General features: G+C 72.0%; 8 protein-coding genes. 2 read left to right on the top strand and 6 right to left on the bottom strand.

Annotation, left to right across the window (positions count from 1 at the left end; all coding sequences use genetic code 11):
- Positions 1–162 precede the first annotated feature (162 nt).
- The 4 genes from pepN (AC07FY_RS00005) to AC07FY_RS00020 form a co-directional block, all read right to left on the bottom strand.
- Positions 163–2,751 carry an aminopeptidase N gene (gene pepN / locus AC07FY_RS00005; protein ID WP_478998523.1) on the bottom strand — a complete coding sequence of 863 codons (2,589 nt, stop codon included), beginning with the start codon at positions 2,749–2,751 and terminating at the stop codon, positions 163–165.
- A gap of 188 nt (positions 2,752–2,939) precedes the next feature.
- Entirely contained in the window at positions 2,940–3,968 is a 1,029-nt protein-coding gene (locus AC07FY_RS00010) for an aspartate-semialdehyde dehydrogenase (RefSeq protein WP_478998525.1), read from the bottom strand.
- 222 nt (positions 3,969–4,190) lie between these two features.
- Positions 4,191–7,523 (bottom strand): S8 family serine peptidase, encoded by a 3,333-nt coding sequence (locus tag AC07FY_RS00015; protein ID WP_478998527.1) that lies wholly within the window; start codon positions 7,521–7,523, stop codon positions 4,191–4,193.
- 272 nt (positions 7,524–7,795) lie between these two features.
- Positions 7,796–8,356 (bottom strand): CGNR zinc finger domain-containing protein, encoded by a 561-nt coding sequence (locus AC07FY_RS00020; protein WP_478998528.1) that lies wholly within the window; start codon positions 8,354–8,356, stop codon positions 7,796–7,798.
- Positions 8,357–8,483: 127 nt separating this feature from the next.
- On the opposite strand from AC07FY_RS00020, the gene AC07FY_RS00025 reads away from it, so the two are divergent.
- Together AC07FY_RS00025 and AC07FY_RS00030 are read left to right on the top strand one after the other, a co-directional pair.
- Entirely contained in the window at positions 8,484–8,942 is a 459-nt protein-coding gene (locus AC07FY_RS00025; protein ID WP_478998530.1) for a VOC family protein, read from the top strand.
- Positions 8,942–9,832, top strand: coding sequence for a pyridoxamine 5'-phosphate oxidase family protein (locus tag AC07FY_RS00030; RefSeq protein WP_478998532.1), 891 nt, complete (start codon positions 8,942–8,944; stop codon positions 9,830–9,832). Before AC07FY_RS00025 ends, AC07FY_RS00030 begins: the two co-directional genes overlap by 1 nt.
- Here AC07FY_RS00030 and AC07FY_RS00035 read toward each other — a convergent pair.
- Together AC07FY_RS00035 and pepN (AC07FY_RS00040) are read right to left on the bottom strand one after the other, a co-directional pair.
- A complete protein-coding gene (locus AC07FY_RS00035; RefSeq protein WP_478998534.1) occupies positions 9,808–10,767 on the bottom strand; it encodes a hypothetical protein in 960 nt (319 codons plus the stop codon). The genes AC07FY_RS00030 and AC07FY_RS00035 overlap by 25 nt on opposite strands.
- Before the next feature lie 182 nt (positions 10,768–10,949).
- Positions 10,950–13,526, bottom strand: a complete 2,577-nt coding sequence (pepN, locus tag AC07FY_RS00040; protein ID WP_478998536.1) for an aminopeptidase N — start codon at positions 13,524–13,526, stop codon at positions 10,950–10,952.
- Positions 13,527–13,626 lie beyond the last annotated feature (100 nt).

Below are 13,626 nucleotides of genomic sequence, written 5' to 3' on the forward strand. Positions count from 1 at the left end.
ACCTCCCCCCCCCCCCCCCCCCCCCCCCCCCCCCCCCCCCCCCCCCCCCCCCCCCCCCCCCCCCCCCCCCCCCCTCCCCCCCCCCCGCCCCCCCCCCCCCTCCCCCCCCCCCCCCCCCCCCCCCCCCCCCCCCCGCCCCCCTTTTTTTGTGGGTCCGACCCGTCAGGAGGCGGCGGCGGCGTCGGCCGCCTGTGCCTTCAGGGCGCGCTCGACGCCCGCGCGGGACTCCGAGACCAGGCGGCGCAGGGCCGCGTTCGGCTCGGCCGACGCCAGCCAGGCGTCCGTGGCGTCCAGCGTCGCCGGGGAGACGGCCAGGGAGGGGTACAGGCCCACCGCGATCTGCTGCGCGATCTCGTGGCTGCGGCTGTCCCAGACCTCCTTGACCACCGCGAAGTACTTCTCCGCGTACGGCTCCAGCAGCTCGCGCTGGTCGGCCTGCACGAAGCCGCCGATCACCGCCTCCTGCACCGCGTTCGGCAGGTCGTCGGCCTCGACCACCGAGGCCCACGCCTCGGCCTTGGCCTCGGCCGTCGGGCGCGCCGCCCGGCAGGTCGCCGCGTGGCGCTCGCCCGCCGCGGTGGAGTCCCGCCGGAGCTCGTCGGCGATGGCCTGCTCGTCGGCGGCGCCCATCGCGACCAGCCGCTCCAGGAAGGTCCACCGCAGCTCGGTGTCGACCGCCAGACCCTCCAGCTCGGCCGAGCCGTCCAGCAGCGCCGACAGGTAGGCCAGCTGGTCCTCGGTGCGGGCCGCCGCCGCGAAGGTGCGGGCCCAGGCCAGCTGGTGGTCGCTGCCCGGCGCGGCCGCGCGCAGGTGCTCCAGCGCGGCCCCGGTCCAGATCGCCAGGCCCTCCTCGCGCCAGGCCGGGTCGGCGTACAGCTCCACGGCCAGCTTCACCTGGCGCTGCAGCGTCTGGACGACGCCGATGTCGGACTCCTTGCCGATGCCGGACAGCACCAGCGCGAGGTAGTCCCGGGTGGGCAGCTCGCCGTCCCGCGTCATGTCCCAGGCCGAGGCCCAGCACAGCGCCCGCGGCAGGGACTGGGTGAAGTCGCCCAGGTGCGCGGTGACGTTGGCCAGGGAGACCTCGTCCAGGCGTACCTTGGCGTAGGACAGGTCGTCGTCGTTCAGCAGCACGACCGCCGGGCGGGCGCGGCCCACCAGCTCCGGCACCGCGGTCAGCGCGCCGTCGATGTCCAGCTCGATCCGGTCGGTGCGCACCAGGGCGCCGTTCTCGAGCTCGTAGAGGCCGACCGCGATGCGGTGCGGGCGCAGCACGGGCTCACCCTGGGCGCCCGCCGGGAGCGCCGGGGCCTCCTGGCGGATCGCGAAGGCGGTGACCGTACCGTCCGCGTCGGTCTCGATCTCCGGGCGCAGGACGTTGATGCCGGCGGTCTCCAGCCACGCCGTGGACCAGGCGGTCAGGTCGCGGCCCGAGGTCTTCTCCAGGGCGCCCAGCAGGTCCGACAGGCGCGTGTTGCCGAAGGCGTGCGCCTTGAAGTACGCCTGCACGCCCTGGAAGAAGGCGTCCTGCCCGACGTAGGCCACGAGCTGCTTGAGCACCGAGGCGCCCTTGGCGTAGGTGATCCCGTCGAAATTGACCAGGACGTCGTCCAGGTCGCGGATGTCCGCCATGATCGGGTGCGTGGAGGGCAGCTGGTCCTGGCGGTACGCCCAGGTCTTCATGGAGTTGGCGAAGGTGGTCCACGCGTGGGGCCACTTCGAGCCCTGGGCGTACGCCTGGCAGGCGATCGAGGTGTAGGTGGCGAACGACTCGTTCAGCCACAGGTCGTTCCACCACTCCATGGTGACCAGGTCGCCGAACCACATGTGCGCGAGCTCGTGCAGGATCGTCTCCGCACGCACCTCGTACGCCGCGTCCGTCACCTTCGAGCGGAAGACGTACTGGTCGCGGATGGTCACGGCGCCCGCGTTCTCCATGGCGCCCGCGTTGAACTCCGGGACGAAGAGCTGGTCGTACTTGGCGAAGGGGTAGGCGTAGGCGAACTTCTCCTGGAACCAGTCGAAGCCCTGCCGGGTGACGTCGAAGATCTCGTCGGCGTCGAGGAACTCGGCGAGCGAGGGCCGGCAGTAGATGCCGAGCGGCACGGACTGCCCGTCCGGTCCCTCGTAGGTGCTGTGGACCGCGTGGTAGGGGCCGACGATCAGCGCGGTGATGTAGGAGGAGATGCGCGGGGTCGGCTCGAACACCCAGACCCGGTCCCCGGGCTCGGCCCCCCGGGAGACGTCGCGTGGGGAGTTCGAGATGACCGTCCAGCCCTCGGGCGCCGTCACGGTGAACTGGAACGTGGCCTTCAGGTCGGGCTGCTCGAAGCTGGCGAAGACCCGCCGGGCGTCCGGCACCTCGAACTGGGTGTACAGGTAAGCCTGCTGGTCCACCGGGTCGACGAACCGGTGCAGGCCCTCGCCGGTGTTGGTGTAGGCGCAGTCCGCGACGACCCGCAGCTCGTTGGGCCCGGCCGCCAGGTGCTTCAGGGCGATGCGCGAGTCGCGGAACACGGCGGCGACGTCGAGCGCCTTGCCGTTCAGGACGACCTCGTGCACGGCCGGGGCGACCAGGTCGATGAAGGTCTCGGCCCCGGCCTCGGCCGACTGGAAGCGCACGGTGGTCACGGAGGGGTAGGTGCCGCCCTCCTGCGCGCCGCTGAGATCGAGTTCGATCTCGTACGAGTCGACGGTGAGCAGCTTCGCCCGCTGCTGGGCCTCTTCACGGGTGAGATTCGTGCCTGGCACGCGGTCATCTCCTTCGATGGTGACGTTGCCGGCCATCCTTCCACGCGGGCCCCGCCCACCGCGTCGGAGTAATCCGTGGGCGAACGCGGCCGCCGGCGGCCCGGCCGCAGCGGCAGCGGCCGGCGCTTCCGGACACGCCGGAGGGGCGGCACCCCCGCGGTGCCGCCCCTCCGGTCGTCGCCGGCGGGTCAGCCGCGCAGCTCCTCGGCGACCAGCTCCGCGATCTGGACCGCGTTCAGGGCCGCGCCCTTGCGCAGGTTGTCGTTCGACACGAACAGGGCGAGGCCGTTCTCGACGGTCTCGTCGGCGCGGATGCGGCCCACGTACGAGGCGTCGCGGCCCGCGGCCTGCAGCGGGGTCGGGATCTCCGACAGCTCGACGCCCGGGGCGTCCTTCAGCAGTTCAAGGGCGCGCTCGACGCTGATCGGGCGGGCGAAGCGGGCGTTGATCTGGAGGGAGTGGCCGGAGAAGACCGGCACGCGCACGCACGTGCCGGAGACCTTGAGCTCCGGGATCTCCAGGATCTTGCGGGACTCGTTGCGGAGCTTCTGCTCCTCGTCGGTCTCGAAGGAGCCGTCGTCGACGATCGAGCCCGCGAGCGGGAGCACGTTGAAGGCGATCGGACGCTTGTACACGCCCGGCTCGGGGAAGTCGACGGCCCCGCCGTCGTGCACCAGCCCTGCGGCCCGCTCGGCGACGGCCTTGACCTGGCCGTCGAGCTCGGCGACACCGGCCACGCCCGAGCCGGAGACCGCCTGGTAGGTGGTGGCGACCAGCGCCGCGAGGCCGGCCTCGGCGTGCAGCGGGCGCAGCACCGGCATCGCGGCCATGGTGGTGCAGTTCGGGTTCGCGATGATGCCCTTGGGGCGGTTCCTGATCGCGTGCGGGTTGACCTCGGAGACCACCAGGGGGACCTCGGGGTCCTTGCGCCAGGCGGAGGAGTTGTCGATCACGACGGCGCCCTGCGCGGCGACCTTCTCGGCGAGGGCCTTCGAGGTGGCGCCGCCCGCGGAGAAGAGCACGATGTCCAGGCCGGAGTAGTCGGCCGCGGAGGCGTCCTCGACGGTGATCTCCCGGCCCTCCCACTCCAGGGTGGAGCCCGCGGAGCGGGCGGAGGCGAACAGCTGCAGCTCGTCCACCGGGAACTTCCGCTCGGCGAGGATGCCGCGCATGACTCCGCCGACCTGTCCGGTGGCTCCGACGATTCCGACCCTCACGGTGACTCCTTTTGGTACGTACGACGCGGGCGCGCGTGAGGCCATCATGCGTTCGACACCACGAGCCTTGTCCAATCCATTGTCCGAGGAACGGACGGCGACCGGGACGTGGACCTCGTTTTGCCTGGTCGCACGGGGTGGGAAACGCCCGGAGGGGTGGTGCCCGCCATGACGGGCACCACCCCTCCGGTCCCGCGGCCCCGGGTGACCGGGTTCACGGGGTCACGGGGTGACGGGGAGGACCTTCTCGATCTGCACGCTGCCGGTGCCGGCGGCGGTGCCGCGGGCGTTCAGCAGCCGGACCTCGCCGAAGAACTGCCGGCCCTCGGGGGCCGCGGCGTTGACCAGGACGTTCGCCGCGACGGCCGTGGAGGCGCCGTTGGCGAGGTTGACCGCGGCGGCCCCGTCGACCTGGACGGAGCCCAGGGCGGCCGAGAAGTACACGTCGCGGTAGTCGTAGGTGGTCGAGCCGGCCGGGACCGCGTAGCCGAACACCTCGATGGTGTAGGTGCCCGCGCCCGGGTTCACCAGGCTCACGCTCTCCTCGGAGTCGCCGTCGGCGGAGCTGCCGACCTTGACGCCGTCCTTGTACACGTCGAGGTCCAGGTCGGCGCCGGTGTCGGACACCTTGCCGATCGCGATGTCGAGGCGGGAGACGCCCTCGCCGATGGTGACCTCGCTGGTGTGGGTCTCACCGTTCGCGATGGTCGGCTTGGCGACCTTCGCGGAACCGAGCGGGCCGCCCTGGAGCTTGCCGCCGGAGATCGCCGCGGCGTCGTTCTTCACGGTCCACTGGACCGGGGCCGGGGTGCCCTGCGTGACCTCGGGCAGGACCTTGACCGCGGGGTCGAAGGCCGCGCCGAGCACGGAGACGTCCAGCTTGAAGGGGTTGTCCAGCAGCGGCGACGTACGGCGCGACTCGACCTCGATCTCCCAGACGCCCGGCTGCGGGTCGGCGTAGGAGCGCAGGTCGGGGCGGCAGGCGTTCGCCGGGTTGTCGTAGTTCGGGTAGCACTGGGTGGTGGCGCTGTCCTCGACGCCCAGGCCGTACGGGTGGATCGAGATGAAGCGGGTCTGGCTGCCGGCGCTCAGACCGCCGAGGGCGACCTCGAGGGTCTTGGCGCCGACCGGGACGGTCACGAAGTACGACTTGTGGCTGTTGCGCTGCACGGAGGAGGTGTCCGACAGCGTGAACGACGGCTTCGCCAGCGGCGCGGCGGCGACGACCGTGGTCAGGATCTGCTTGTCGATGCCCTCGGTGGTCTCGTCGTCCAGCTGCAGGATGCCGCTGTGGACGCCCGCCGAGGTGGCCTTGGCCTCGACCTTGATGGTGACGGGCTTGTTCAGCGGCAGCGTGACGTAGTCGTAGCCGCCGATGACCTTGAAGGTGCCGTCGTTGTTGCGCCAGCTCAGGTTGTGCCGGGTGCCGTACTTGACGCCCGTGGTGCGGGTGACGACGACGTCGTAGACCTTCTTCTGGCCGACCTTCAGGCCGCCCTCGCGGTCGTACACGCCGGTGCCGAAGCCCGGGGTCTTCAGGAACTGGTCGATCGCGGTGTCGACCGGGGCCTTCACGGTGAACTCGTTGGCCTTCGCGTCGCCCTGGATGGAGTCCCACGCGCCGAGGACGTCGATCAGACCGGCGCCCTGGGCGTGCGCCGGGACGTCGTCGATCTTCTTCGCGGTGCTGGTGAGCGCCACGCGCAGGCTCGCCGGGGTCAGCTTGATGTTGTGCTGCTTGGCGGCCGAGATCAGCAGGGCGCCGGCGCCCGCCGCCTGCGGCGAGGACATCGAGGTGCCCTGCAGCATGCCGTAACCGGCCGGGAGCTGGTAGCCGGCCTCCTTCACCGGGGCGCCGGGCAGCCAGGTCTGGATGGTGTTGATGGCCGAGCCGGGGGCGGTGATGGTCGGGGTGAACCCGCCGTCCTCACGCGGACCGCGCGAGGAGAAGGGGAACATGTTGTACTTCTTGGCCACGCCGGCGCCGTAGTTGGCGGCCCAGGTCTCCTTGGAGACCGACGCGCCCACGGAGATGACCTTGTCCGCGAGGCCGGGGTCGCCGATCGTGTTGACACCCGGGCCCTCGTTGCCCGCCGAGATGACGAGCTGGACGCCGTAGGTGTCGATGAGGTTCTTGTACAGCTCGGAGCGCGCGTTGTTGCCGTCGTTCAGCGCCGGGAGGCCGCCGATCGACATGTTGACGATGTCGACGCCGCGGTTGACGACCAGGTCGATCATGCCCTCGGTCAGCGCGATGTTGGTGCAGCCGCCGGACCAGGAGCAGGCGCGCGAGGAGACGAGCTTGGCGCCGGGCGCCTCGCCGTTCATCTTGCCGCCGAAGAGGCTGTGGGCGGCGGTGATGCCGGCGACGTGCGTGCCGTGCTCGGACTCGATGATGCCGATGTTGACGAAGTCGGCCTTCTTGCCGACCCAGTCACCACCCAGCGGGTCCATCGGGACGTCCTTGCGGATCTCGATCACGAACGGGATGCGCTCGGCGACCTCGGTCGCCGGGTCGTCCGTGCCGAAGTAGCCGATCTGGTAGCCGTCCTTGTACGGCTTCATCGGCTCGTTGTTCGTGAAGTCGTTGTCCTGGTCGGTGTCGACGCGGACGGTGCCGGCGGCCACGTCGTAGAGCATGCCGAACCGGTCGGTGGTGTCCCCGTCCCGGTTGACGTCGCCCTTCATGTCGCCGTTGGCGGTGATCGACTCGCTGAACCGGCTCCACTGGAAGGTGCCCTCGGGCGCCTTCCAGCTCGCCCCGCCCGCGGAGAAGGCGCCGGCCGCCGTGGTGACCGGGGTGATCTGGGCGCGCCACGTGGCGTCGCCGTCGGTGATCGGGTCGGTCGCGGTCACCCAGTCGACGATCTTGCGCTCGCCGGTGGTGGTCTTCTGCAGGGCCGGGTGACCGAGGTCGACACCCGAGTCCATGATGCCGATGGTCACGCCGCGGCCGTCTGCCTGCGGGTTCTTCTCGACGAAGTCGACCGCGCCGGTCTCGAAGGACGGGTTGTACGGGTTCTTCGCCGGCGTGTCCTTGCCCGGGGCCGGGTAGGCCTCCGCCGCGTTCGTCCGGCCCGCGCCCGCTGCGCCGTGGGCGTCGGGCCGCGGGTCGGGCAGCTGGATCTCGTGACGCAGGTCGATGCCGTGCACCGAGGACAGCTTGGCGGCCGCCTTCAGCGCGGCCTCCGCCTTGCCCGTGGGCAGGGTGGCGCGGACGTAGCCGAGCTTGTCGTACGTCTGGCCCACCGAGGCGCCCGGGACGGCGTCGAGCTGGTCGGCCACCTGCTTGGTCTGGCCGGGGGCGGTCGCGACCATGACGGTGACGTTCGCGTCACCCTTGGTCTTGGCGGCCTGGAGCAGTTCGGCGTCGGCCGAACCGAGCTTCTTGTCCGCGGACTTCACGGCCGCCTTGGCGCCCGGGGTGTCCGTGCCGGTGGCCGCGAAGACGGGTGCGGAGCCGGTGGCCGCGAGGGCGGCCACCAGGCCGGCCGCGGCCGCGACGCGCGCGGCACGTCTGGCCCCGCGTATGGAGCTGGGGGATTCGAGGGTCATCTGCATCCCTGGTCAGTGGAAGAAACGGTCCGGATTTCGGTGCCGGATGACCGGTCAGCTTTGCGCAAGAGCAAGGTCTTTGGGGGAAGTTGTTATTTACCGAGACCTGACATGGCGGACTCTCGCCAGCGCGCAGCATGCGCCAGCACGGCCGTACCGGGACGGACTGGGACGACCGGGCGGGCTGGAGAGTGGATTTGTAGACTTACCGGCCGTGCGTCACGGGTGGTGCGGGGCTCCGTGCCGGATCAGGTGTGACAACTTCCGCGGTTTCAGCGCTCGCGCGTGCGCGCGTAATGGCGGGAGGCTTTCGCCCGGTTTCCGCAGACGGCCATCGAGCACCAGCGCCGGGTGCCGTTGCGCGAGACGTCGTGGAAGTGCAGGACACAGGCCGCGGAGGCGCACTTGCGGATCCGGTCGGGCGCGGTGCCCAGGAGTTCCAGGTAGTTGCGGGCGGCCGTCCAGGCCGGCCCCCAGGTCCGGTCGTCGAACTCGGCCCGCTCGCCCGGTCCTTCGGCGGTCAGGGTGGGTCGGATCCGGCCGTGCTCCAGCACCGCGTCGACCAGGGCCCGCGCGCTCTCGTCGGCGGGGTCGGCCACCGCGCGGGCCAGGGCCTCGCGTGCGGTCAGCAGGTGGACGAGCGTCGGGGCGTCCGCCCGGAAGCGGCCGGCCAGGCCGGTGCTCTCCAGCCAGACCGCGAGCCCTTCGAGCCGGGAGAGCCCGGCCGCTCCCGCGAAGAGGTCGTGCGGTCCGCCGTCGCCGGCCCAGCGGGTGTTCAGCAGGTCGAGGGCGACCGGCTCCCCGGTCAGGGGTCGTGGGTCCGCCGCCGTCATGTCCCTCGCACCTTCACGCCGATCACCTGCTAACCCCTCAAGGGTACGTGGCTGGTTGACGCTCGGCGTACTAACCACTAACGTTAATTTAGAAGGTTAGCCGCAATCCTCTGGGGAAGGTACGTCCATGACGAGCGCCATCGGCAAGCTCCGCACGGGCCACGTGGGTCTCAATGTCACCGATCTCGACCGCTCGCTCGCCTTCTACCGCGACACCCTCGGCTTCCGGCCGTTGGGCGAGGGCAAGGAGGAAGGCCGCCGCTTCGCCTTCCTCGGCCAGGACGGCGAACTCGTCCTCACCCTGTGGCAGCAGGCCGACGGCGCCTTCGCCCCCGCTTCGGCCGGTCTGCACCACCTGGCCTTCTCGGCCGGCGCCCTCGAAGAGGTGCGGGCCTACGAGGAGCGCCTGAAGTCACTGGGCGTGGAGTTCGCCTACGAGGGGGTCGTCGCCCACGGCGAGGGGTCCGCCTCCGGCGGCATCTTCTTCCACGACCCCGACGGCACCCGGCTGGAGATCTCCGTACCGGAGGGCGCCGACGGTGCGCCCGCCCCCGTGGAGTCCGCTCCCACCTGCGGATTCTTCTGATGAGCACCGGCGCCTACCACGAAGGGCCGCTGGCCGTGCAGGAACGGGTCGGCGTGCGGGAGCAGGCCGAACACGTCGGCCGCTCGATCGGCACGGGCATCCGGGACGTGGCCGCCGCGTTCCTGGGCCTCCAGCCCCACCTGGTCGTCGGCGCCGCCGACGGCGCGGGCCGGATGTGGGCCTCGCTGCTCACGGGGCCGCCCGGTTTCGTACGGGCCACCGGGCCGGACCGCATCGCGGTCACGGGCGGACCACCCGCGGGCGACCCCCTCACGCGGGCGCTGGGCACCGCGGGAACCCGGGTCGGCACGATCGCGCTCGACCCGCGCACCCGGCGCCGGATGCGGCTGAACGGAACACTCGAGGTGACCGGGGGCGGGTTCGCGGTGCACGCCGAACAGGTCTTCGCAAACTGCCCGAAGTACCTGCAGAAGCGCGAGCCGCTGGACCGCGCCGCCGAAGGCCCCGGTGTGCTGCGGCGCGGGGAGGCGCTCACCCCCGGCCAGGAGCGGGCCGTCCGGGCCGCCGACACCTTCTTCGTGGCCACCACGGCGGAGGCGGACGGGGTCGACGCCAGCCACCGGGGCGGGCTCCCGGGCTTCGTGGAGGTCTCCTCGCCCGGGGAGCTGTCCTGGCCGGACTACGCGGGCAACGCCATGTTCCTCACCCTGGGGAACCTGGCGGCCGATCCACGGGCCGGGCTGCTGTTCCCGGACTGGGAGAGCGGGGCCCTGCTCCAGCTCAGCGGCCGGGCGCGCACCGAGTTCGGCGGCGGCGGGGAGCGGCGCGTGCGCTTCCGTGTGGAGTCGGTGGTGGAGGGTCTGCATCCGGGGCGGCTGCGGTGGAGCACCCCGGAGTACTCGCCTCACCTGGGCAGCACCACCAGATAGGAGGCGGGATCGCGGTCGCCCGACGCCGCCAGCGCGGTCCGGACGACCGCGGCCTGCTGCTCGGGCCAGTCCCGCAGCTTGCGCGGGGTGATGTGGATGACGGTCACCCCGAGCCGCTCCAGGGTCTCCCGCTTGCGGACGCACTCGGACCACTGCTCGTCCTCGCCCTGGCGCGGGGCGCGGGTGTCGATCTCCACGGCGACGGAGTGCTCGGGCCAGAACGCGTCGACCCCGCCGAGGTGCGGGCCGCCGGGCAGGCGCAGGTCCACGTTCCAGACGGGCTCGGGGAGGTCGTAGCCCCGTACGAGGTGGTAGAGCCGGTCCTCGGCCATGGCGCGCCCCTCGGCGAGCAGCGATTCGACGGCGCCGACCACGTGCGGCCGGTTCAGCAGCCGCGCCACCGTCAGCTCCCGCACCAGGGCCGCCGGTTCGCAGTGCCCGCCGCGGACGGCTTCGCTGAGCACGCGGCGTACGGCGGCGGCGTCGTCGAGCCGGACGACGGCGTCGGCGACGGCCCGGGCGACGGGGGCCACCGGCAGGCCGGTCACCTCGTGGGGCCTGGGCGGGGTGTGCGCGCGCACGATCCGTACGTCGCCGGTGGAGCGCAGCCGCCGGGTGCCGGGAACGAGTACGTCGATGTGGGACAGGGCGAGCAGCGCGGGCGCGGAGCCGAACCGGTACAGGGCGAGCGCCGCCAGCCCGGTGATCATGGCCTCGCCGCCGCGCCGGCCCGCGTACAGCAGGGCGGCGTGCAGCCGCTCCTCGCTCGTCGCGGGCCCCGCGTGCAGCAGGAACACCCCGGGCAGGATCTGCTGCCAGGGCCGCCCGGCGGCGTCGGAGGCGGTGACGCCGTGCTCGCGCAGCTGCGCCAGGGTCAGCACGCGGGGGCGGCTGCCGGTGAGGTGGGCGAGGGGGAGGGGTGCGTTGTGGTTCATGACGCAGTGATTCCCTCAGGCCATGACCTTGCTAACCCCTGTTACACGCCCGTCGGCAAATCGGGACAAGCCGGGGCTAAAGTACGGACGTTCGACTGCCGATAGCCTGCCGGGTCCCGCAGCTCGAACGCCCCGCGGGACGCGGGAGCCGTCCCAGGACGGCTCCCGCACCCGGGCGGGCGCTACCTTGACGACAGGGCCTGGCTGCCCGCCGCCTCGTCGCAGCGCTGCGCGCGCAGGGCCCGGGACAGGTCGTCGCGGGACTCCAGGATCAGGCGGCGCAGGGCCGGGGCGGCGTCCGCGTGGGCGGCGAGCCAGGCGTCGGTGGCGGCCAGCGTCGGCTCCGGGTCCTGGAGCGACGGGTAGAGCCCCTTCACCACGTCCATGGCGATCTGGATCGACCGGTCCGCCCACACCCGCTCGATCGCCTCGAAGTACGGCCCCGTGTAGGCCGCCAGCAGGCCGCGCTGCGCGGGCTGCTGCATACCGGCGATCGTCGCCTCGGCCAGCGCGTTCGACAGGGCGTCCGACTCGACCACCGCCGCCCACGCCTGGTCCTTCACCGCCGCCGACGGCCGCGCCGCCAGGCAGCGCACCTGGTGCCGCTTGCCCGACGCCGTGTCGTCGCGCGCCAGTTCGGCGCTGAGCACGCCTTCGTCCACCGCGCCGTGCGCGGCCAGCGGCAGCAGGAAGTCCCAGCGCAGCTCCTGGTCCACCTCCAGCCCGTCGATCCGCGCGGACCCCTCCAGCAGCCCGAGCAGCAGCTGGAAGTCGCCCTCGCTCGACGCGCTCGCCGCGAAGAAGCGCGCCCAGGTCAGCTGGTGCTCGGATCCCGGCTCCGCCAGCCGCAGTTCGTGCAGCGCACCCGCCGCCAGCTCCCGGCCGCCCTGCTCGCGCCGGCCCGGCGCCGTGTAGTGGGTGATCGCGGTCAGCGCCTGCGCGTGCAGCATCTGCAGCACGCCGACGTCCGTCTCCCGCCCGGCGTGCGCGAGGACCAGCGAGATGAAGTCACGCGCGGGCATCAGCCCGTCCCGCGTCATGTTCCACAGCGCCGACCAGCTCAGCGCCCGCGCGAGCGGATCCGTCAGGTCCCCCAGGTGGGCCCGCACCGTGGTCAGCGAGCGCTCGTCGAAGCGGACCTTGCAGTAGGTGAGGTCCTCGTCGTTGACCAGCACCAGGTCCGGCCGCTCCCGGCCCGCCAGCTCCGGGACCGCCGTCCGCGCACCCGACACGTCCGTCCCGGCCCGCGCGTAGCGCACCAGCGTGCCGTCGGACTCCAGCCGGTACAGGCCGACCATCACCCGGTGCGGCCGAGGCTCGTCGCCGTCCTGCAGTACCGCCAGCTCCGTCACGCGCCCACCCGCGTCACAGGTCACCGACGGCGTCAGCGCGTTCACCCCGGCCGTCTGCAGCCAGGCGCGCGACCACTCGGCCATGTCCCGCCCGGAGACCTCCGCGAGCACCGACAGCAGGTCGTCCAGCGTGGTGTTCCCGTACGCGTTCGCCTTGAAGTAGCGCCGGGCGCCCTCCAGGAACGCCTCCCGCCCCACATAGGCCACCAGCTGCTTGAGGACGGCGGCACCCTTGGCGTAGGTGATGCCGTCGAAGTTCAGCTTCGCGTCCTCCAGGTCGCGGATGTCGGCCGTGATCGGGTGCGTGGAGGGCAGCTGGTCGGCGCGGTAGGCCCACGCCTTGCGGCTGTTGGCGAAGGTCACCCACGCCTGGTCGAAACGGGTGGCCTCCACCAGACCGAAGGAGCCCATGAAGTCGGCGAAGGACTCCTTCAGCCACAGGTCGTCCCACCACTTCATGGTGACCAGGTCGCCGAACCACATGTGCGCCATCTCGTGCAGGATCACGTTGGCGCGCCGCTCGTAGGACGCCTGCGTCACCTTGCCGCGGAAGATGTACTCCTCGCGGAAGGTCACCATCCCCGGGTTCTCCATGGCGCCGAGGTTGTACTCCGGCACGAACGCCTGGTCGTACTTCCCGAAGGGGTACGGGTAGTCGAAGATCTCGTGGAAGAGGTCGAAGCCCTGCTTGGTGACCAGGAAGACGTCGTCCGCGTCGAAGTGCCTGGCGAGCCCCTTGCGGCACATCGCGCCGAGCGGGATCGTCAGCTCCCCGCGGGTGTAGGAGTCCGTGACGTAGTGGTAGGGGCCCGCCACCACGCAGGTGATGTAGGTGGAGATGGGCGCGGTCTCGGCGAACCGCCACACCCCCGCCTCCCGGGACTCCTCGGCTCCGTTGCTCCACACCTGCCAGCCGTCGGGCGCGGACACCTCGAAGCGGTAGGGCGCCTTCAGGTCCGGCTGCTCGAAGTTCGCGTACACCCGCCGGGCGTCGGCCGGCTCGTACTGGGTGTAGAGGTAGACCTCGCCGTCCTCCGGGTCCACGAAGCGGTGCAGGCCCTCCCCGGTCCGGCTGTAGGCGCAGTTCGCGTCCACCACGAGCACGTTTTCCGAGGCCAGGCCGTCCAGGGCGATGCGCGCGCCGTCGAAGACGGCCGCCACGTCCAGCTCGCGGCCGTTGAGGGTGACGGAGTTCACGGACGGGGCGATCAGGTCCGCGAAGGTGGCGGCGCCCGGCGCCGCGGCCCGGAAGCGGATCGTGGTCACCGAGCGGAAGGTCCGGGGGCCCTCGGCCGGTTCGGCCTCGTCCACCGCGGACCTCACGTCGAGGACCACCTCGTACCCGTCGACGGACAGCAGTTCGGCCCTCGTCCGGGCCTCGTCGCGGGACAGATTCTCTCCGGGCACGTGCACTCCTTCGTGCGTGGTCGCGTTCCTTCGCTCGAATCCTCCCATGGGGGGAATGCGTGCGAAGGCGCGCTGGTTGGCGAGGGGGACACCGTGAACG

The organism is Streptomyces sp. NPDC045967, from assembly GCF_056430495.1.

Bases quoted from the DNA above. Each gene is read 5' to 3' on its own strand.
- AC07FY_RS00020 (WP_478998528.1), bottom strand. From the start codon at position 8,356: ATGACGGCGGCGGACCCACGACCCCTGACCGGGGAGCCGGTCGCCCTC.
- AC07FY_RS00015 (WP_478998527.1), bottom strand. From the start codon at position 7,523: ATGACCCTCGAATCCCCCAGCTCCATACGCGGGGCCAGACGTGCCGCG.
- AC07FY_RS00035 (WP_478998534.1), bottom strand. From the start codon at position 10,767: ATGAACCACAACGCACCCCTCCCCCTCGCCCACCTCACCGGCAGCCGC.
- AC07FY_RS00025 (WP_478998530.1), top strand. From the start codon at position 8,484: ATGACGAGCGCCATCGGCAAGCTCCGCACGGGCCACGTGGGTCTCAAT.
- AC07FY_RS00030 (WP_478998532.1), top strand. From the start codon at position 8,942: ATGAGCACCGGCGCCTACCACGAAGGGCCGCTGGCCGTGCAGGAACGG.